Annotated in this window: 23 protein-coding genes; 18 read left to right on the plus strand and 5 right to left on the minus strand. The window is 73.2% G+C overall.

What is annotated here, in order from left to right:
* Positions 1-3: 3 nt before the first annotated feature.
* Positions 4-966, minus strand: coding sequence for a mycothiol synthase (gene mshD, locus P0Y31_RS04720; protein ID WP_275866889.1), 963 nt, complete (start codon positions 964-966; stop codon positions 4-6).
* A 105-nt stretch (positions 967-1,071) separates the two neighbouring features.
* Between mshD and P0Y31_RS04725 the strand changes: the two genes are divergently transcribed.
* Positions 1,072-2,886 carry a bifunctional metallophosphatase/5'-nucleotidase gene (locus P0Y31_RS04725; protein ID WP_275866890.1) on the plus strand — a complete coding sequence of 605 codons (1,815 nt, stop codon included), beginning with the start codon at positions 1,072-1,074 and terminating at the stop codon, positions 2,884-2,886.
* 82 nt (positions 2,887-2,968) lie between these two features.
* Here the strand turns inward: P0Y31_RS04725 and P0Y31_RS04730 are convergent, their stop codons facing one another.
* Positions 2,969-3,673 (minus strand): response regulator transcription factor, encoded by a 705-nt coding sequence (locus P0Y31_RS04730; protein WP_275866891.1) that lies wholly within the window; start codon positions 3,671-3,673, stop codon positions 2,969-2,971.
* A gap of 87 nt (positions 3,674-3,760) precedes the next feature.
* Here P0Y31_RS04730 and P0Y31_RS04735 point away from each other — a divergent pair, with 87 nt between their 5' ends.
* Both P0Y31_RS04735 and P0Y31_RS04740 read left to right on the plus strand, forming a co-directional pair.
* Positions 3,761-4,021, plus strand: a complete 261-nt coding sequence (locus P0Y31_RS04735) for a MoaD/ThiS family protein (RefSeq protein ID WP_275866892.1) — start codon at positions 3,761-3,763, stop codon at positions 4,019-4,021.
* Positions 4,022-4,037: 16 nt separating this feature from the next.
* Positions 4,038-4,931, plus strand: a complete 894-nt coding sequence (locus tag P0Y31_RS04740) for a hypothetical protein (protein WP_275866893.1) — start codon at positions 4,038-4,040, stop codon at positions 4,929-4,931.
* 29 nt (positions 4,932-4,960) lie between these two features.
* On the opposite strand, the gene P0Y31_RS04745 is transcribed toward P0Y31_RS04740, so the two are convergent.
* Positions 4,961-5,332 carry a DsrE family protein gene (locus P0Y31_RS04745; RefSeq protein WP_275866894.1) on the minus strand — a complete coding sequence of 124 codons (372 nt, stop codon included), beginning with the start codon at positions 5,330-5,332 and terminating at the stop codon, positions 4,961-4,963.
* A 125-nt stretch (positions 5,333-5,457) separates the two neighbouring features.
* Between P0Y31_RS04745 and P0Y31_RS04750 the strand changes: the two genes are divergently transcribed.
* From P0Y31_RS04750 to P0Y31_RS04770, 5 genes are read left to right on the plus strand one after another with little or no spacing between them, the layout of a single operon-like run.
* Positions 5,458-5,958: an FABP family protein gene (locus tag P0Y31_RS04750; protein WP_275806658.1), complete on the plus strand. Its 501-nt coding sequence runs from the start codon at positions 5,458-5,460 to the stop codon at positions 5,956-5,958.
* Between the two features lie 20 nt (positions 5,959-5,978).
* The gene (locus tag P0Y31_RS04755; RefSeq protein ID WP_275866895.1) at positions 5,979-6,557 is read left to right on the plus strand and encodes a low molecular weight phosphatase family protein; all 579 of its coding nucleotides are present in this window, start codon (positions 5,979-5,981) and stop codon (positions 6,555-6,557) included.
* On the plus strand, positions 6,557-7,531 hold the full coding sequence (locus P0Y31_RS04760; RefSeq protein ID WP_275866896.1) for a hypothetical protein: 975 nt from the start codon (positions 6,557-6,559) through the stop codon (positions 7,529-7,531). The genes P0Y31_RS04755 and P0Y31_RS04760 overlap by 1 nt, the downstream gene beginning before the upstream one ends.
* A gap of 45 nt (positions 7,532-7,576) precedes the next feature.
* The gene (locus P0Y31_RS04765; protein ID WP_275866897.1) at positions 7,577-7,999 is read left to right on the plus strand and encodes a Fur family transcriptional regulator; all 423 of its coding nucleotides are present in this window, start codon (positions 7,577-7,579) and stop codon (positions 7,997-7,999) included.
* Positions 7,981-9,042 (plus strand): glycine cleavage T C-terminal barrel domain-containing protein, encoded by a 1,062-nt coding sequence (locus P0Y31_RS04770; RefSeq protein ID WP_275866898.1) that lies wholly within the window; start codon positions 7,981-7,983, stop codon positions 9,040-9,042. The genes P0Y31_RS04765 and P0Y31_RS04770 overlap by 19 nt, the downstream gene beginning before the upstream one ends.
* A 31-nt stretch (positions 9,043-9,073) precedes the next feature.
* On the opposite strand, the gene P0Y31_RS04775 is transcribed toward P0Y31_RS04770, so the two are convergent.
* On the minus strand, positions 9,074-10,492 hold the full coding sequence (locus P0Y31_RS04775) for a polysaccharide biosynthesis tyrosine autokinase (protein ID WP_275866899.1): 1,419 nt from the start codon (positions 10,490-10,492) through the stop codon (positions 9,074-9,076).
* Between the two features lie 127 nt (positions 10,493-10,619).
* Here P0Y31_RS04775 and P0Y31_RS04780 point away from each other — a divergent pair, with 127 nt between their 5' ends.
* The 7 genes from P0Y31_RS04780 to P0Y31_RS04810 all read left to right on the plus strand — a co-directional run bounded on the left by P0Y31_RS04780 (position 10,620) and on the right by P0Y31_RS04810 (position 15,290).
* Entirely contained in the window at positions 10,620-11,471 is an 852-nt protein-coding gene (locus P0Y31_RS04780) for a 3-keto-5-aminohexanoate cleavage protein (protein ID WP_275866900.1), read from the plus strand.
* A 192-nt stretch (positions 11,472-11,663) separates the two neighbouring features.
* The gene (locus P0Y31_RS04785) at positions 11,664-12,215 is read left to right on the plus strand and encodes a helix-turn-helix transcriptional regulator (protein WP_275866901.1); all 552 of its coding nucleotides are present in this window, start codon (positions 11,664-11,666) and stop codon (positions 12,213-12,215) included.
* Positions 12,216-12,225: 10 nt separating this feature from the next.
* Positions 12,226-12,912, plus strand: a complete 687-nt coding sequence (locus tag P0Y31_RS04790) for a hypothetical protein (protein WP_275866902.1) — start codon at positions 12,226-12,228, stop codon at positions 12,910-12,912.
* A 160-nt stretch (positions 12,913-13,072) separates the two neighbouring features.
* A complete protein-coding gene (locus P0Y31_RS04795) occupies positions 13,073-14,071 on the plus strand; it encodes an asparaginase (protein ID WP_275866903.1) in 999 nt (332 codons plus the stop codon).
* A 9-nt stretch (positions 14,072-14,080) separates the two neighbouring features.
* Positions 14,081-14,506: a D-aminoacyl-tRNA deacylase gene (gene dtd, locus P0Y31_RS04800; protein WP_275866904.1), complete on the plus strand. Its 426-nt coding sequence runs from the start codon at positions 14,081-14,083 to the stop codon at positions 14,504-14,506.
* A gap of 29 nt (positions 14,507-14,535) precedes the next feature.
* Positions 14,536-14,862: a DUF2516 family protein gene (locus tag P0Y31_RS04805; RefSeq protein WP_275866905.1), complete on the plus strand. Its 327-nt coding sequence runs from the start codon at positions 14,536-14,538 to the stop codon at positions 14,860-14,862.
* 62 nt (positions 14,863-14,924) lie between these two features.
* Positions 14,925-15,290, plus strand: coding sequence for a phosphomannose isomerase type II C-terminal cupin domain (locus P0Y31_RS04810; RefSeq protein ID WP_275806692.1), 366 nt, complete (start codon positions 14,925-14,927; stop codon positions 15,288-15,290).
* Here P0Y31_RS04810 and P0Y31_RS04815 read toward each other — a convergent pair.
* Positions 15,278-16,084 (minus strand): class I SAM-dependent methyltransferase, encoded by an 807-nt coding sequence (locus P0Y31_RS04815; protein WP_275866906.1) that lies wholly within the window; start codon positions 16,082-16,084, stop codon positions 15,278-15,280. The two genes, P0Y31_RS04810 and P0Y31_RS04815, sit on opposite strands and share 13 nt — an antisense overlap.
* 56 nt (positions 16,085-16,140) lie before the next feature.
* On the opposite strand from P0Y31_RS04815, the gene P0Y31_RS04820 reads away from it, so the two are divergent.
* The 3 genes from P0Y31_RS04820 (at position 16,141) to P0Y31_RS04830 (ending at position 18,802) form a co-directional block, all read left to right on the plus strand.
* Positions 16,141-16,914, plus strand: a complete 774-nt coding sequence (locus P0Y31_RS04820; RefSeq protein WP_275866907.1) for a hypothetical protein — start codon at positions 16,141-16,143, stop codon at positions 16,912-16,914.
* An 89-nt stretch (positions 16,915-17,003) separates the two neighbouring features.
* Positions 17,004-18,311 carry a D-inositol-3-phosphate glycosyltransferase gene (gene mshA, locus P0Y31_RS04825; RefSeq protein WP_275866908.1) on the plus strand — a complete coding sequence of 436 codons (1,308 nt, stop codon included), beginning with the start codon at positions 17,004-17,006 and terminating at the stop codon, positions 18,309-18,311.
* A complete protein-coding gene (locus P0Y31_RS04830; RefSeq protein ID WP_275866909.1) occupies positions 18,308-18,802 on the plus strand; it encodes a YbjN domain-containing protein in 495 nt (164 codons plus the stop codon). The genes mshA and P0Y31_RS04830 overlap by 4 nt, the downstream gene beginning before the upstream one ends.
* The last annotated feature ends 8 nt before the right edge of the window (positions 18,803-18,810 follow it).

Here is an 18,810-nt window from a genome sequence, read left to right on the forward strand (position 1 = left end):
ACCTCATCCTGACACTCGGGCGTCGACGGTGTGCGAATACATCACGTCCACCATGGTGCTGCGGAACCCGATGCTGGTGTAGGTCCGAAGGGCCCCGGCGTTGTCGCCGTCCACGTAGAGCACCACCTCCGGCAGGCCCAGGCCGGCGAGGTGGGCCAGGCCCAGGGCGGTGAGCGGCCGGGCGAGCCCGCGACCCTGGTATGCCGGGTGCACCCCGACCACGTACACCTCACCGGCCGTGGCGGCCGGGTCGAGGGCCGAGCGCTGCTCCGGGTCGACCTTGGTCCAGTGGAACGCGGCGACGCGCCCCGGCTCGCCCTCGGCCTCGACGATGATGAAGCCGGCCGGGTCGAACCACGGCTGCGCCATCCGCTCGCGCAGGTCGTCGTGGGTCAGGCGTCCCTGCTCGGGGTGGTCGGCGAAGGCGGCCGCGTTGGTCTCGAGCCACGCCTGCTCGTCCCGGCCCGGCACGAACGCCCGCGCGGTGAAGCCGGGCGGCAGGGCGGTCGCCGCCTCGGCGACGGGGCCCGTGGCGTCGTCGGCGGTCAGGGGTCGCGACATCTTGTGCAGCTCGCGGACCGGCTCGAGCCCCAGCGCGGCCGCGAACCGCCGCGCGGAGCCGAGGTCACCGTGTGCCCACACCCTCGCCCGCGGGTGGCGCCTCGCCACCTCCGCCCAGAGGGCCGACCCGACCCCGTGCCGGCGTGCCGCCGGGTCCACCACGAGCTCGACCGAGGCGTCCTCGCCGCCCGCGGCCTGGGCGTACCCGGTCAGCCGGCCCGCGGCATACGCGAGCACGTGCTCGACCGTGCCCTCCGGCGCCGTCAGCGACAGCAGGGTCTGCTCCGAGAGCGCGGCCACGCCGTCGCCCTCGGCGGCCCGGGCCGCGAGGGCGCGGACCTCGTCGGCCTGCTGCGGCGAGAGCATCGCGAGGGTGGACGGGGCGGGGCGCGCAGACGACGACACGGAAGCATTTCACCACGACTGTTCCCTTTGTCGGTTGGCGCCGTTACCGTGCGTTCCGGCCGGTAACCGCCCGGTCGTCGTCACTTCTTCACAAGGGAACGATCCATGACCTCAGCTCGAAGCCGGCGCCTCACGGGGGTGCTCGCCGTGGCCGCATTGTCGGCCACTGGTCTCGCATTGGCGTCGCCGTCCGTCTCGGCCGTGCAGAACGGCCCCATGATCGACATCCAGCTCCTGTCGTTCAACGACTTCCACGGCAACCTCGAGCCCCCGTCGGGCTCGAGCGGTCGCCTCGTCACGGGCCACGCCCTCGACGACGGCGACGTCGACCGGGACGGTGTCACCAACGAGCCGATCGACGTCACCACGAACGTCGGTGGTGTGGAGTACCTCGCCACGCACCTCGAGGAGCTCCGCGCCGGCCGTCCCTACACCGCCACCGTGGCCGCCGGGGACATCGTGGGCGCGAGCCCGCTGCTGTCCGCCGCGTTCCACGACGAGCCGACCATCGAGGCCATGAACGCCCTCGGCCTGGACGTCACCTCGGTGGGCAACCACGAGTTCGACGAGGGCTACAAGGAGCTCCAGCGCCTCGACGCCGGCGGGTGCCTCGACGACGGCGACGGCGCCGCCAACCAGGACTCCTGCCCGGGCGGCAAGAGCTTCGCCGGCGCGAACTTCCCGTTCCTCGCGGCCAACGTCACCTACGCCGGCACCGACGAGACGATCCTCCCGCCCTACTACGTGAAGAGCTTCAAGGGGGCCAAGATCGGCTTTATCGGCATGACGCTGGAGGCCACCCCCGACATCGTCACCCAGGCCGGAGTCGAGGGCCTCGAGTTCAAGGACGAGGTCGAGACGGCCAACGCGCTGGTGCCGATCCTCAAGGAGCAGGGCGTCAACGCCATCGTCGTGCTGGTCCACGAGGGAGGGTTCCCCACCAGCAAGCAGAGCTGGACCGACCGCAACGGCAAGACCTGGTCGGTCAACGCCGAGTACGACTACACCTGCGACAACGGCGGCTCCGTCAGCGGCCCCATCGTCGACATCTCCAAGAACCTGAGCCCGGCCATCGACATGGTCATCTCGGGCCACACGCACAGCCCGTACGTGTGCAACATCCCCGACCCGGCCGGCCAGCAGCGCATGGTGACGTCGGCGTCCTCCTTCGGCCGCCTCGTCACCGAGACCACGCTGACCTACGACCGCCGCACCCAGGACATCGTGCGCAGCTCGGTCGAGGGCTCGAACGTGATGGTGACCCGTGACCGCGCCCGCGACGCCGCGCAGACCGAGATCATCAACCGCTACAAGACGCTGGTGGCCCCGATCGCGAACCGGGTGATCGGCAACGTGGCCACCGACGTGACCCGCACCACGAACGCGGCGGGCGAGTCACAGCTCGGTGACCTCATCGCCGACGCCCAGCTGGCCGACCCCTCGGTCGTCACGGGCGGGCAGGAACCGGTGATCGCCTTCATGAACCCCGGCGGCATCCGCGCCGACCTCAGCGCGGGGGAGGTCACCTACGAGGAGGCGTTCACGGTCCAGCCGTTCAACAACTACCTCGTCTCGATGGACCTCACGGGGGCGCAGGTCAAGCAGCTGCTCAAGGAGCAGGTGACCGGCGCCAACGCGGCCTCCAGCAAGATCCTGCAGGTCTCGGAGGGCTTCTCGTACACGTGGTCGGCCGACGGCACCATCAGCAACGTGATGCTGGACGGGGCCGCGGTGGCGGACGGCACGACCTACCGGATCGTGACGAACAACTTCCTCTCCGACGGCGGCGACGGGTTCCCGACCTTCAAGGCCGGCCAGAACAAGTACTTCGGTGGGCTCGACATCGATGCCTTCGCGAACTACCTCGAGGCCAACAGCCCGTACACCCCCGGCGCGCTCACCCGCATCACCAAGCAGTAGCCGAGCACCCGGCACGCACGACAAGGGTCGCCTCCCGCACCAGCGGGGGGCGACCCTTGCGTCGTCCGGGGGGGGTAGGCGGTCAGGCCTGCGCGAGCTCGTCGGTGTCCTGCTCGAGCGCGCCGGGCACGAACCGGTAGCCGACGTTGCGCACGGTGCCGATGAGCACCTCGTGCTCGGGGCCGAGCTTGGCCCGCAGGCGCCGCACGTGGACGTCGACGGTGCGCGTGCCGCCGTAGTAGTCGTAGCCCCACACCTCCTGCAGCAGCTGGGCGCGGGTGAAGACCCGGCCGGGGTGCTGCGCGAGGTACTTGAGCAGCTCGAACTCCTTGTAGGTGAGGTCGAGCAGGCGGCCGCGGCACCGGGCCGAGTAGGTGGCCTCGTCGATGCTGAGGTCGCCGGAGGTGATGGTCACCTCGCTGGTGTCCTCGCCGTCCTGCAGGCGGCCGAGCGCGAGCCGGAGCCGGGCCTCGACCTCGGCCGGCCCGGCCGAGTCGAGCAGCACGTCGTCGACGCCCCACTCGGCCGAGAGAGCAGCGAGGCCGCCCTCGGTGAGGACGGCCATCAGGGGGACGGACATGCCGGTCGCGCGCAGCACCCGGCACAGGGACTTGGCCACCGCCAGCTCCCGCCTGGCGTCGACCAGCACCGCGTCAGCCGGCGGGGCGTCGACGAGCGCGGTGGGCTCGGCCGGGAGGATGCGCACCTGGTGGGCCAGCAGGCCCAGCGCTGGCAGCACCTCGGCGCTGGGCGCCAGGGCGTTGGTCAGCAGCAGCAGGTGGGCCATACCAAGGCAGGATAGGTGGTGGCAGGGCCCACAATGGGCGCCACACACATCGTGAGACCTCGTCCCAGACCCAAGGAGGGAGCCGGTATGCCGCCTCAGGCCGACGCCGCGACCGTCACCGTCCGCTACTGGGCGGGCGCCCGCGCCGCCGCGGGCGTCGACAGCGACACCGTCTCCGGCTGCGCCACCGTCGGCGACGCCGTGGCCGCGGTGACCCGGCTGCGGCCGGCGCTGGAGCCGGTCACGGCGGTCAGCTCTCTGCTGCTCGAGGGTGTGCCCGCCGGCCGCGACGCCGTGCTCCCGGCGGGCGCCGTCGTCGAGGTGCTGCCTCCCTTCGCCGGTGGGTGATGGGAGGATGGCCCGCGTGCCTGACGAACCCGAGACCTCCCGCGCGGCTGGAACGGTGAGCCCTGCAGGGGCGTCGGACGCGGTCCCGATGACCCGGGCCCAGCGGCGCGCCCAGGCCGCCCAGGCAGCCCGGGCGACCCAGACCCTGGTGCTGCCGCCCATCACGTCGAGGCGGCCGCTGGCCGTGGCGTCGACGATCGCGTTCAGTGCCCTCATCGCCCTCACCGGCTACGCCCACCCCGTCCTCGTGGCCCTGGCGGTGGCCCTCGCGGGTCTCGTCATGGCCTGGGGCTGGCCGGCCCTGCTGGGCCTGCCCAGCCGGTTCGGCACGACGGTGGTGCTGGTCATCGGGGCGCTCAGCTGCACCCTGGCCGCTGCGCTGTCACCGGACGAGCCGTTCCTGCGCTGGGTGCCCGCCGCGCTCGCCGTCAGCCTCATCGCCGCGTTCCTGCACCAGCTGCTGCGCCGCGACGGGCGGCCGCGCCTGACCGAGTCGGTGGCCGCCTCGGGAGCCGGGCTGGCCGTCATCGCCAGCGGGGCCTCCTACATCCCCCTGCCCCACACGCTCGGCGGGCCCCAGACCCTGGCGGCCGCCATGGCCGGCCTGGGGCTGGCCGCACTGGCCGACCTCGCGGTGCCCACGGCCCGGCTGCGGGCCTGGGCGCTTCCCCTCGCCATGGTGCTCGGCGGGCTGGCGGGCCTGCTCGCCACGCTCCCGGCCGGTCGGCCCCAGCCGGCCACCGGCGCCCTCATCGGCGTGCTGGTCGCGGGGACCTCGCACGCCACCCGTCGGGTGCTCGCCGTGCTGCCCTCGATGGTGTCCGCGCGCTCGCAGCTCGTCTCGGGCGCCGCGTCGGTGCTGCTCTGCGGGGTGGTGGCCTACACCCTCGGGCGCCTCCTCGTCGCCTGACCCGCTCCCGCGGCATAAAAAAGTCGTGATCAGTAGACGAGGGCCCGCGCCTGCGGGGCCATGACCTCCTCGACGAACGCGGCGGCTCCGCGGATCTGCGCCCCGGGCACCAGGTCGGCGTCGGTGAGGTCTCGCCGCGCGGCGCACTGGCCACACACGGTCAGGCTGCCGACGGCGAGCACGGCGTCGCGCAGGTCGGACAGCGCAGCGGCGTGGGGGAGCGAGAGCTGCTCCGCCCGTCCGGGCACCGCCACCCACGACGCCTCGCCGGTCAGCCAGAGGCTCACCTCCACCCCGCTCGCGGCTGCCGTCGCCGCGACGGTCAGGCCCTGGTTGAGCCGTTCGAGGGCCTCGGCACCGCAGGTGACCTTCACGACAAGACGCTGGGGAGTGGTCGGCATGGGGCTCAGGCTACGATCACCCTCGTGGAAGCCTTCTACATCTCCCTGCTGGTCCTCACGGTCATCGTGGTCACCTGGTTCGCCGGCTACGTCGTCTACCGACTGCTGAAGACGCCGCGCTGACGATGGGGACGTTCACCCTCGACACGGACCTTCCTCCTGCCCTCGCCCCGCTCGCCTGGCTGATCGGCGAGTGGGAGGGCGCGGGTGTCGTCGGCTACCCCACGATCGAGTCTGCCCACTTCGGGCAGGAGATCAGCGTGACCCACGACGGCCGGCCCTTCCTGGAGTGGCAGAGCCGCACCTGGCTCCTCGACGAGGAGGGCAACAAGGTGCGCCCGCTGGCCCGCGAGCTCGGGTTCTGGCGGCCGCTGGAGAACAACGAGGTCGAGCTCCTGCTGACCCACCCGACCGGGATCGTGGAGATGTACCACGGCACCACCTCCCCGGCGAAGATCGAGCTGCGCACCGACAGCGTGATCCGCAGCCCCCACGCCAAGGAGTACAACGCGGCGGCGCGCATGTACGGCCTGGTCAACTCCAACCTGATGTGGGTCATGGACATGGCGGCCGTGGGCCAACCCCTGCAGAGCCACGTCTCCGCCGAGCTGAAGCGCGTCGGCTGACCCAGAGGCATCGAGGTCGCATGACGGGGGGCGCGCGAATCCTGACGGTCTGCACCGGCAACATCTGCCGGTCGCCGTTCATGGAGCGTGCCCTGCAGGCCGAGCTCGACCGGTCCTGGGGGCCGGGTGTGGTCGAGGTGCGCAGCGCCGGCACCGGCGCGCTGGTCGGCGAGGCCATGAACCCGCCCGCCCTCCGGGTGCTCGAGGCGGCTGGCTACTCGGCCGACGGCTTCGTCGCCCGGGCCCTCAGCCCGCAGCTCGTCGCCGCGTCGGACCTGGTGCTCACCGCGACCCGACGCCACCGCGGCCAGGTTGCCCAGCTGCACCCCCGCGCGTTGCGGTGCACCTTCACGCTGCGCGAGTTCGCCGACCTCGTGTCGGACCTGCCCCGCGAGGCGTATGCCGCGCCGGACGCGGGAGACCACGTGCGCGCCCTGGTGCAGGCGGCGGCCGCCCGACGTGGCATGCGTCCTCCGCTCTCCGACGAAGACGCCGATATCGTCGATCCCTACCGCCGCGAGGCCGTAGTGTTCGACACCATGTCCGCCCAGGTGATGTCCGCGCTGCCGCAGGTCGCCGCAGCGCTCGGGGCCCGCTGATGGCGCAACGGCTCTCGGGGCCGCTCGGCCTGGTGGCGCTCGGCGCCTTCCTCGTCGTCGACGTCGCGCTGGTGGGGCTCGCGCTGCGCAGCACCGCCGCCGAGCCGGAGCCCGCCGGGCCCACCAGCAGCACGGCGAGGCCCGCGGCGGAGAGCGGGGTCTCCGCCGGCGGTGCGGCAACGGGCTCCCCGGCCTCCGGCACCTCCGACAGCGCTCCGGTCGGCACCGACGGGTCCGATGCCCTGCAGCCGGCTCCCCTCACCCTCGGCCTGGTCGCGGTGGGCGAGGACGAGGCGTGGCGCTTCACCGTGGGCTCGTGCGAGGTCGGTGGGTCCACCCTCGCGACCAGTGACGACGGTGCCCAGACCTGGCAGCCGCGGGTCGCGCCCTTCGACGCGACGGTGCGGGTGCGCGTGCGTGCCGACGGCAGCGCCTTCGCCATCGGCGGCGACGGCGACTGCCGGGCGCAGTTCCGGCAGAGCCGGGACGCGGCCCAGACGTGGGACCGGCCGACCGGGGTGCCGGGCGCGTGGTACCGCGACCTCGATGACGCCGCCGTGGTCGGCACGGAGGCCGGAACCCGCGCGGAGCCGTGTGACGCCACCGCGGTGGTCGACCTCGCGGTGGGGGAGACGTCGGCGCTGGCCCTGTGCGGTGACGGGCAGCTGCGCTCGAGCAGCACCGGCAAGCAGTGGTCGGACGAGGGGTCGGTGGAGGGTGCCCTGGCGGTCGCCCTGGCGGGCGACCGCACGCTGGCGCTGCTCGCCCGGCAGGGCTGCGACGGCCTGGCCGTGGTCGACGTCGCCGACCCGCAGACGGACCTCGGGTGCGCACCGCTGGACCTCGCCGGGGTCGAGGCCGGCCAGGTGGCCATCGCCGGCACGGGCGACGCCGTGTGGGTGGCAGCCGGAGGGGCGACGCTGCGCTCGTCCGGCGACCTCGCCGAGTGGACCGGCGGCGACCAGCAGGGCTGACCGGCTGCCGACGGCCCGACCGCGGGATCGCCGTAGAGTGGCGCTGTGGTGCACGACATCGGTGAGAAGCTGCGGGCGCAGGGGCGTCGCATGACCCCCCAGCGCCAGCGCGTGCTCGACGCTGTGGCCTCACTCGGTCACGCCACGCCCGACGACGTGGTGGCCGCGGTCGCGGCCGCCGGCGGGCCCAGGCTGGCCCCGTCGACGGTCTACCGGGCGCTCGACGCCCTGGAGTCGCTCGGGGCGGTGGGCCACACCCACCTCGACCACCGTGCCCCCACCTACCACCTCGCCGACCACGCCGACCACGTGCACCTGGTGTGCCGGGGGTGCGGCAAGGTCGACCAGTGCAGGCGAGAGACCGCCGAGGCCTTCGTGGGGAATGTTCTGCGCTCGACGGGCTTTGTGGCTGACGTGACCCACATGGCAATCCACGGATGGTGCAGCGAATGCGCGAGACAGCGGTGACCACCGCCCCCGACCAGACCTCGGACGCCGTGCGCTCGCCGTTGCTCGCACGCGCCGGCGCCGTCGAGGGCGAGGGCCCCGACGCCGGTGTGGCAGCCCACTACGGCGACCCGATGCGCGAGCAGCGCCTGCTCGCCGAAGGCCTGGCCGTCGTCGACCTCTCGCACCGCGGCGTCGTCACGGTGACCGGGCCCGACCGGCTGAGCTGGCTGCACTCCATCACCACGCAGATGCTCACCGGGCTGGAGCCGAGGCGGTCCCGCGAGTCGCTGGTGCTCAGCCCCAAGGGCCACATCGAGCACGACCTGCACCTCGTCGACGACGGCGGGACCACCTGGATCACCACCGAGCCCGGCACCGCCGCGCCCCTGGCGGCGTGGCTGGACTCCATGCGGTTCATGCTGCGGGTGGAGGTGGCCGACGCCACCGCCGACTGGGCGGTGCTGGGTGAGCCGTCGAGCGCCGAGTCGCTCCCCGGTGAGCCGGTGGCCTGGCGTGACCCGTGGCCGGACCTCGTCGGTGACACCGCGGCATACGGCCTCACCGAGGGGCACCCGGGCACCGCTCGCGCCTGGCGCGAGGTGCTCGTGCCTCGCGCCGAGCTGTCCGCGGCCGTGGGCGACCGGCCGCTCGCGGGGACGTGGGCCTCGGAGGCGCTGCGCGTGGCCGCCTGGCGCCCCCGGCTGGGCTTCGAGACCGACCACCGCACCATCGCCCACGAGGTCGACTGGCTACGCACGGCCGTGCACCTGCACAAGGGCTGCTACCGCGGGCAGGAGACCATCGCCCGGGTGCACAACCTCGGCCGGCCGCCGCGTCGCGTGGTGTTCCTGCACCTCGACGGGTCGGGGCACACGCTCCCCGAGCGAGGTGAGGCGGTGTATGCCGGGGGCGAGCGTGCCGTGGGGCACCTGACCTCCGTCGCGCGCCACTACGAGGACGGCCCGATCGCCCTCGCCCTGGTCAAGCGCAGCACCGACCCGGCGGCCGAACTGGTGGCCGGGGGAGTGAGTGCCGGCCAGGAGGTCATCGTCACCCCCTAGCCCCAACGCCGTGCGGGACGTGGTGGCGCGCTCAGACCCCGGCGTGCTCCCCGCGGCGGTCCTTCGAGCGCTCCTTGCGCGACTGCGCCGGGAGCTGGGGCGCGTAGCCCTCGCGGTAGTAGTAGGACTCGGCGTCGGCGCCCTTGGTGGGGATGCGGTTGACGACCATGCCGAGCACGTTGCCGCCCACGGCCCGCAGGGCCTCGAGCCCGCGGGTCAGCTGCTCCTTGTGCACGATGTCGCAGCCGACGATGACGACGGTGCCGCCGGTGATCGTGCTCAGCACGGCGGCGTCGGTCACCGGCAGCAGCGGCGGAGCGTCGATGATGACGTAGTCGAACTTCGCCTCGAGCTCGCGCACGGTGCGTGACATCGCCTCGGAGCCGAGCAGCTCGCTGGGGTTGGGCGGGATCTGCCCGGCGCCCAGCACCTGGATGTGGGAGTTGCCGAACGGCTGGAGCACGTCGTCGAGGTCGGCCTGACCGATGAGGACGTTGGTGAGGCCGACCGAGTTCTCCAGGCCCATGTACTTCAGCATCCGCGGGCGGCGCAGGTCGCCCTCGACGAGGCAGACGCGCGAGCCGGCGGCGGCCATCGAGATGGCCAGGTTGACCGTGGTGGTGGTCTTGCCCTCGCCGGGCAGCGAGGAGGTGAAGGTCATCGAGCGGGGGTGGGTGGCCGCGTCGATGAACTGCAGGTTGGTGCGCAGCGCGCGGAACGCCTCGGCGCGCGGGCCGTGCGGGTCGGCCTGCACGATGAGCGGACGCTTGGAGCTGTCGGCGTCGAAGAGGACACCGCCGATGACCGTCTCCTCGGTGACGTCCTTGACGTCGCGCTCGGTGCGGATCGAGGTGTCGAGCAGGTCGCGCAGCAGGGCGGCGCCGAGGCCGAGCATCAGGCCGAGCACCACGCCGAGGGCGACGTTGCGGGCCGGCTTCGGGCTGACCGGCGTGGAGGGGGTCGACGGCGGCCGGACCACCGAGACCTTCACGGGGCTGGCCGACCGGTCCGAGACACGCTCGAGCTCGGCCACCGTCTGGGAGAACTGCTTGCCCACGGCGTCGGCGATCCGCGCGGCCTGCTGCGGGTCGGCGTCGTTGACCATGACGTCGATGAGCACGGTGTCGAGCGGGACGCTGGCCGAGATCTGCCGGCCCAGGCGGTCGGCGTCGGTCTCGAGGTCGAGCTCGTCGATGACCGGGTTGAGCACGGTCGGCGTGGTGATGACGTCGGAGTAGGACTTCACCCTCTGCTGGGTGAAGCTGCTGCCCTGGAGGAGCTGGCTCGAGTCGTCGCCGGCGGAGGTCGAGACGAACAGCTGGGTGTGGGCCTGGTAGACCTTCGGGCTCCACAGGGTCACCAGCGCCGCGACGGCCACCAGGGCGAGGGTGACGGCCACGATGGTGCGCCAGCGCTTCCGGACGACCCGCAGGTAGTCGTGAAGGTCCACAGTCCCACTTTCTTTCGTGCGTCTCGCGCGTGTGGCGGGAAAGCCCTCGTGATCCCCCCGCACAAACTCGGCCCAGTGTCCCACAGATGGGACAAGTCGCCCACCAGCCGACTGCCATGATGGGCCCATGCCGACCGCTGCCGCCACGAGCACTCTCATCACCGTCGCGCCCACCGGGGCCGAGCTGGCCAAGCAGGACTTCCCCCAGCTGCCGACGACGCTCGAGGAGCTGGTCGAGACGGCCCGGTCGTGCGAGGCGGCGGGCGCCGCCATGATCCACCTGCACATCCGCGACGCCGAGCACCGGCCGACCCTCGACCACGGCCACCTCAAGGCGGCGGTCGACGCGCTGCGCGAGCAGACCTCGCTGGTGATCCAGCTGTCCACCGGCGGCAGCGTGCACGACCCGCTCGAGCAGCGCCTCACCGTGCTCGACGCCGAGCCCGACTCGTGCAGCCTCACCTGCGGCACCACCAACTTCGGCGACGACGTCTTCCTCAACCCCTGGGGCTTCATGTCCGACCTCTACGTCCAGGCCCAGGAGCGCGAGGTCGTCCCGGAGTTCGAGCTGTTCGACCTCGGGCACGTGCACGCCCTGCGCCGACTCATCGACACCCACGGGCTGCCCTTCGGGGGCAGGGTGCACGTCGACTTCGTGACCAACGTGCCGGGCGGTATGCCGGGCAGCCCGGCCGCGCTGATGGCGGCGGTGCAGATGCTGCCCGCGGAGGTGACGAGCTGGTCGGCCACCGGGATCGGGCGGGCGCACCTGCCCGTCATGGCGGCCGCGCTGGCTGCGGGCGGGCACCTGCGGGTCGGGATGGAGGACAACGTCGTCTTCGCGCGGGGTCGGCAGGTGCAGCACAACCGCGAGCTCGTGGAGCGCGCGGCACACCTGGCCGAGCTGATGCAGCGTCCGGCGATGGGCACCGACGACGCCCGTACCCTGCTCGGGGTGAAGGACCGCCGCACCCGGTAGGCGGCCACCCGGCCACACCGCGCCGGCGCTGTCCCTTTATCGGGTGACCCGACACAGGGACACTTCACCCCGGGTGCCACCTCGGGTGGAGCGCACGTTTACCGGGTGACCCGATGAACGGGCGGCAGGTGTGAGGGGGCTCACGCTGTCTTCGGTTTGCATTCTGCTAACTCCAGCAAGCATGATGGGGGCATGAGGCAGCTACCCCTGGGCAACCACCTGGGTGACTACCTGCGCGAGCAGAGGCAGTCGGCCCGGCTGTCGCTGCGCCAGCTCGCCGACCTGGCCGGTATCTCCAACCCCTACCTGTCGCAGATCGAGCGCGGGCTCAAGAAGCCGAGCGCAGAGATCCTCCAGCAGCTCGCCAAGGGCCTCCAGGTCTCCGCCGAGTCGCTCTACGTGCGCGCCGGCATCCTCGATGAACGGCCCCAGGCCGAGCCGCCGGCGACCGACACCCGCAGCGTCATCCAGGCCGATCCCCGGCTGACCGAGCGGCAGAAGGCCGCGCTGCTCGACATCTACGACTCGTTCGTCGGTGCCGAGGTGGCGCAGGGGAAGGCCGCGGGCGACACGACCCGCCGGCGCGGCTCGCGCTCCGGCGCGACGGGCAAGGGCGCGAGATCCGCGACCGCCAAGCCGGGCACCGCCAGGACGACCCGCAAGGCCGCGGTCACCACCGCCCGCAAGTCCACCACCACAGACAGCACCACCAAGCGCACCCCGACCTCGAACGAAAAGGAATGAGGAGATCGCCATGACACTCGTGGCCGACATCACCAGGACCGTCACCGAGTCCACCCCCGTCTACGCCGCCGTCGGTGCCACCGACCTCGCCGTGGAGAAGGTGCGCGACGCCCGCGTCCGCGCCGCCGCAGCCCGCGCCGAGCTCACGGCCGACAAGATCTCGGCCCGGGTCACCAAGCGCGCCACCGAGGTGACCGAGCAGGCGCAGCACGTGCCGGTGCTCGCCCTGAACCGCAGCCTCGAGCTCGCCAGCAAGGCCGTCGACGGCTACGAGTCGCTGGCCGCCCGCGGCGAGGGCCTGGTCAAGCGCGTTCGCAACCAGAAGGCCACCAAGGACCTGGTCGCGCAGGCCGAGACCACCATCGCGCTCGGCAAGGGCGCCGTCACCACCGTCCGCAAGGCCGCCGGCGACATCGAGCGCTCGGCCAAGGCCACGCTGACCACCGGCCGCCACCAGGCTGCCTCCGTGGCCGAGGTCGCCGTCGACGCCGCCGCCGAGGAGGCCCGCGAGGTCTCGACCGCCGCGACCGCGTCGGCCAAGCGCACCCGCACCGCCGCCAAGCGGACCGCCACCACCGCGAAGAAGAGCGCGTCGGCCACCCGGTCCTCCGCGAAGCGCACCACCACCAGCGCCCGCAAGACCGCCTCGGCCGCGAAGAAGGCCGGCGAGGCCGCCGCCAAGAAGGTCGGCGACTGACCTGAGCAGCCGCCCGGGAGACCGGGTCACAGGGCCGGCGCCGCCCACCCCCTCCTGGCGGCGCCGGCCGGGCCGGACCCCTCCGGCCCCGGAAGGGCCCGCCCACCCAGACCCCGTGGGCGGGCCCTTCGCCGTGTCGGCGGCTCGTTAGGGTGGCGCCGTGACCTCGCAGACCCCCCTCGCCGCCACGCAGCTCCCCACGCCGGCCGCCCTGGCCGACGCGCCCGTCCTGGCCCACGTGGTGCGCGGCGGGTTCGTCGAGTCGGCCCACCGCGCCAGCCTCGCGGCCGTCGACGCGGACGGTTCGACCACCCTCGCGCTCGGAGGTGTCGACGACCCGGTCTTCCCGCGGTCGTCCAACAAGCCGGTGCAGGCGCTCGCCATGGTGCGCAGCGGGCTGCGGCTCGACCCCGAGCTGCTCGCGCTCGCGTGCTCCAGCCACTCCGGCGAGGACTTCCACCTCGAGGGCGTGCGCCGCATCCTCGCCGGCGCGGGCCTCACCGAGGCCGACCTGCAGAACACCCCGGACCTGCCCTACGACGCGCAGGAGCAGGACCGCTGGCGTCGCGAGGGCCGCGAGAAGAGCTCCCTCGCCCAGAACTGCTCCGGCAAGCACGCCGCCATGCTGGCCACCTGCGTCGTCAACGGCTGGGACACCGCCACCTACCGCGACCCGGCGCACCCGCTCCAGCAGGCCATGGAGCACGCCCTGGCCGACCTCAGCGGTGAGCCGGTGGCGGCGATGGCGGTCGACGGCTGTGGCGCCCCCGTCATGGCGGTGAGCCTGGCCGGGCTCGCACGCGCGTTCGGCCGCCTCGCCTCGGCGGACCCGGGCACCCACGAGCGCACGGTCGCCGACGCGATCCGCAGCCACCCGGCATACCTCGGCGGCACCCGCCGGGACGTCAGTGCCCTCGTCGCGGGCACGCCCGGCCTCATCGCCAAGGACGGGGCCGAGGCCGTGTATGCCGTGGGGCTGGCCGACGGGCGCGGCATCGCGCTCAAGGTCGCCGACGGCGGGCAGCGCGCCCGCCCGGTCATCCTCGCCGCAGCCCTGCGCCGGCTCGGTGTCGAGTCACCGGCCCTCGACGCGCTCGAGAACGCCCCGGTGCTCGGGCACGGCGAGCCGGTGGGCGCCGTCGTCGCGGTCGGGCCGTAGGGCCGTCCGGTGAGGGCAGTGCTCCAGCGGGTCACCCGTGCGTCGGTGACCGTCGACGGCGAGACCGTCGGCGCGATCGAGCGGCCCGGGCTGGTGGCGCTGGTCGGGGTGACCCACGACGACGGGCCCGAGCAGGTCGCGGCCATGGCCCGCAAGATCAGCGAGCTGCGCATCCTGCGCGACGAGCGGTCGGTGCTCGACGAGGGCGCCCCGGTGCTCGTGGTCAGCCAGTTCACCCTCTACGCCGACACGAAGAAGGGGCGCCGGCCGTCGTGGAACGGCGCGGCGCCGGGTGACGTCGCCGAACCGGTGGTGGACGCCGTCGTCGCGGCCCTGCGCGAGCGGGGCGTCGAGGTCGCCACCGGCAGCTTCGGGGCGATGATGGAGGTCAGCCTCGTCAACGACGGGCCGGTCACGCTCGTGGTGGACGTCTGAGCACGTGCTGACACCGTAGGCTTTGCCGTATGAACTTCATCGGCTCCGCGCAGAGCACCGTGGCGCTCCTCCTCGGCCTCGCCGCCCTGGCCCTCGAGGTGTTCGCGTTCGTCGACGCCCTGCGCCACCGCCCGGACGCCTATGTCGCTGCGGGCAAGCGCACCAAGCAGTTCTGGCTGATCGTCACCGGGGTCAGCGCGCTGGTGGGCTTCGTCACCTTCTTCTCACCGCTCAACCTCTTCGGCATCCTCGCAGTCGTCGGCGCCGGCATCTACCTCGCCGACGTGCGCCCGGCGCTGCAGCAGGTGAGCGGCCGCGGGCGTGGCTCGTCCCAGGGCCCCTACGGCCCGTGGTGAGGCCCGGCGGGGACATCGGGCACAATCAGCGGCCGTTGCCGCACCGGCCATCAAGGGGAGTCATGTCTGACCGTCAGGACCCGCGCGGGGAGATCTTCACCGTCGAGCGCCCGTGGGGGCAGTTCCAGCAGTTCGTCTCGAACGAGCCGGTGACCGTCAAGGTCATCACCGTCGAGCCGGGGCACCGCCTGTCGCTGCAGACGCACGAGCACCGCGGCGAGATGTGGCAGGTCCTCGACGTGCCGATCGAGGTCACCGTGGGGGAGCGCACCTGGGCGGCCGAGCCCGGCGAGACGGTCTGGGTCCCGGCGCACACCGTGCACCGCATGGCCAACAAGAGCGACCAGCCCGGCCGGCTGCTCGAGATCGCCTTCGGCGACTTCGACGAGGCGGACATCGTGCGCCTCGAGGACGACTACGCCCGCTGACCCCCGGGCTCGACCGCGTCCCAGGCGACGGTGAGCTCCCCGAGCCGCCAGCGGCTCGGGCCGTCGAGCAGCGGCCAGCCCTCCTCGCGCAGCACGTTCGCCATGGCGAGGAAGCGCTGCCGCACCCCGAACGAGCCGTGGTGAGCGCTGTGGGCCCAGGCCCGGTCGAGCGCGGCCAGGTAGCCGTGCACGCCCTCGCCCTCGACGTTGCGGTGGATCAGCGCCTTCGGCAGCCGCTCGGCTATCTCGGACGGCGCTTCGAGGCCGCGCAGCCGCCACGAGAGGGTCAGCGAGCGCGGGCCTGAGCGGTCGACCGCGACCCACGTGCTGCGGCGCCCCAGCTCGTCACAGGTGCCGTCGACGAGGAGCCCGTCGTCGGCCAGCCGCGCCTGCACCTGGGCCCAGGCGGCGTGCACGTCAGCCTCGTCGTACTGCCGCAGCACGTTGAAGGCGCGCACCACCGTGGGCCGGGCGCCCGCCTCGAGAGGCACCTCGAAGCCGCCGAGCCCGAAGCGGAGCCCCGGTCGCGTGAGTGGCCGCGCAGCCGCCACCCGCTCGGGGTCGATCTCGATGCCGACGACCTGCACGTCGGGTCTCACCCGGCGCAGCCGGTCGTGGAGCTCGACGGCGGTCACCGGTGAGGCGCCGTAGCCGAGGTCGACGACCACCGGGGCGTGCCGGTGCCGGCGCAGCCGCCAGGCCTGCGGCCCCGCGAGCCACCGGTCGACCCGGCGCAGGCGGTTGGGGTTGGTGGTGCCGCGGGTGATGGTGCCCACCGGCCGCTGCCTCGCCACGCCCGCAGGGTACGGGGCGCCCTGCTGATGGCGGGTCCCGGTCCTAGGGTTGGACCGTGGCCCGGCCCAAGCGTGACGTCAGCAAGAGCATGCTCGCGCTCGTGCTGTCCCTGAGCGCGCTCGCGGCCCTCGGCCTCAGCTCGTGGGTTCCCGGCTGGCTCGGCCGCGACAGCGGCATGGCCGATGTCGAGCCCGGGATGCTGCAGATCGACGAGCAGGCCCGCGGCATCGCGACGCTGGGCGGCGGCGTCACCGCCTCGCTCTACGACTCGGGGCTGCGGCTCAGCCACGGCGACGACATCCTCAGCGAGACGGTGCTGCGCGGGTCGCTCGTCTCCGCCGTCGTCGGGACCGTCGAGGGCAGCGGCAACGACACGACGGAGAAGATCGAGCGCGAGTACAACCACGTGCGCATCACCGACCTGCGCTTCCTCCCCGGTCGGGCGACCTACCTCGGCGAGGTCTCCGACGGGGAGGTGAGCCTGCCGATGGAGCTGCGCATCGAGCTCGCCGGGCCGGTGGTGCGCGTCGGCGTGAGCGTGCCGCAGGCAAGTGGTGTCGTGGTCCACCTCGCCCACAAGCCCGCGACGACCGGCCTGCCGCCTGTGCTGCCGTTCCGCAACCTGCGCCGCAACGCCTACTGGCTCCCGGCGGACACCGGCCGCAGCGACCCCGCCTTCACCACGGTGCTGGGCACGGACGTCGCGATCGGGCCGGCGGGTGTGGTCCGTGGGGTGGACCAGCGATCGACCGGTCGCCTCGACGTGCACGTCTGGTCGCAGGCCGCGGTCCTGACGGTGTCGTCGCGTCCCGACCCGCGCCCACAGTGACTCATGCCCGCAGCCACCCATGCCCGCAGTGACCCATGACGCAGGCGCAGGCGGCAGGCCGGCCCCCGCTCCCGTGGGACAATCGGGAGATGCCCCTGTGTGACACCCTCGGCCGGGTCGCCATGCTCAGCGTGCACACCTCGCCCCTCGAGCAGCCGGGCACCGGCGACGCCGGGGGACTGAACGTCTACGTCGTCGAGGTCGCCCGCCAGCTCGCCCGCCGCGGCGTCGAGGTGGAGGTCTTCACCCGCACCACCACCGCAGAGCTCGACCCCGTGGTGGAGCTGACTCCCGGGGTGCTGGTGCGGCACGTCCCCGCGGGCCCCTACGAGGGCCTGGGCAAGGAGGACCTGCCCGGCCAGCTCTGCGCCTTCGCCGCCGGTGTCATGCGCACGGCTGCCCACGCCCCCGAGGGCTACTACGACCTGGTGCACTCCCACTACTGGCTCTCCGGCCAGGTGGGGTGGCTCGCGCACGACCGCTGGCACGTGCCGCTCGTGCACACCATGCACACCATGGCGCGGGTCAAGAACGCCCACCTCGCCGAGGGAGACAGCCCCGAGCCGCCGGGGCGCGAGATCGGGGAGGCACAGGTGGTCGAGGCCGCCGACCGCCTCATCGCGAACACCGACAAGGAGGCCGACGAGCTGGTCGGCCTCTACGGCGCCGACCCCGACAAGGTCGTCGTCGTCCCGCCCGGGGTGGACCTGTCGCTCTTCACCCCCGGCGACCAGCGCGAGGCACGGGCCCGGGTGGGCCTGCCCCAGGACGCCAAGGTTCTCCTGTTCGTCGGGCGCATCCAGCCGCTGAAGGCGCCCGAGGTGCTCGTCAAGGCGGCAGCCGAGCTGCTCGCACGCCACCCGCAGTGGCGCGGCCAGCTCGTCGTGGCCGTCCTGGGCGGCCCGAGCGGCTCCGGCCTGGCCCACCCGCACTCACTCGAGGACCTCGCCCGCGACCTGGGGATCGCCGCCGACGTGCGGTTCGTCAAGCCCGTGCCGCGAGCCGAGCTGGCCCGGTGGTACCGCGCCGCCGACCTCGTCGCGGTGCCCTCGCACAGCGAGTCGTTCGGCCTCGTCGCCGTCGAGGCGCAGGCGTGCGGCACGCCGGTCGTCGCGGCCGACGTGGGTGGCCTGCCGACGGCTGTCGGCGACGCGGGGGTGCTCGTCGACGGCCACGACCCGCGGCGCTGGGCGGACAACCTCGAGGCCCTGCTGCTCGACCCGGGTCGGCGCGCCGAGCTCTCCGAGCGGGCCGTGCGCCACGCCGGGCAGTTCGGCTGGGAGCGCACCACCGACCGCCTCCTCGACGTCTACCACCAGGCCTGCCGGGAACGGACGCCGTCGCCCATCGGTGACGCCGCCGCCCTGCACGGCATCCCCGCGGCGGTGGTCCCGTGACCACCGCAGCCTCCCTGGCGCAGGTCGTCGAGGACCACCTCGCCGAGTCGGACATCCCGTGGGAGCAGGGCGCGCGCGAGGGCGAGTTCGTGGTGACCCTCCCCGGCGAGAAGAAGCTCAAGACCGTGGCCTCGCTGGTCGTCACCGAGTCGACGCTCTCGGTCTCGGCGTTCGTCATCCGCAACCCGGACGAGAACCACGAGGAGTTCTACCGCTACCTGCTCCGCAAGAACCTGCGGCTGCCCGGCCTTGCCTACGCCATCGACACGTCCGGCGACGTCTACGTCACCGGGCGCGTCCCGGCCGCCGGTGTCGACGCCCACTACCTCGACCAGCTGCTCGGCGCCCTGCTGCAGGCCGCCGACGCGCACTTCAACGAGCTGCTCGCCATCGGCTTCCTCAGCTCCATGAAGAAGGAGTGGGCCTGGCGCGTCTCGCGCGGCGAGTCCACCCGCAACCTCGAGGCCTTCCGGCACCTGCTCGAGGACTGAGGGGCCCC

It is taken from the genome of Knoellia sp. 3-2P3 (assembly GCF_029223115.1).
Classification (GTDB): domain Bacteria; phylum Actinomycetota; class Actinomycetes; order Actinomycetales; family Dermatophilaceae; genus Pedococcus_A.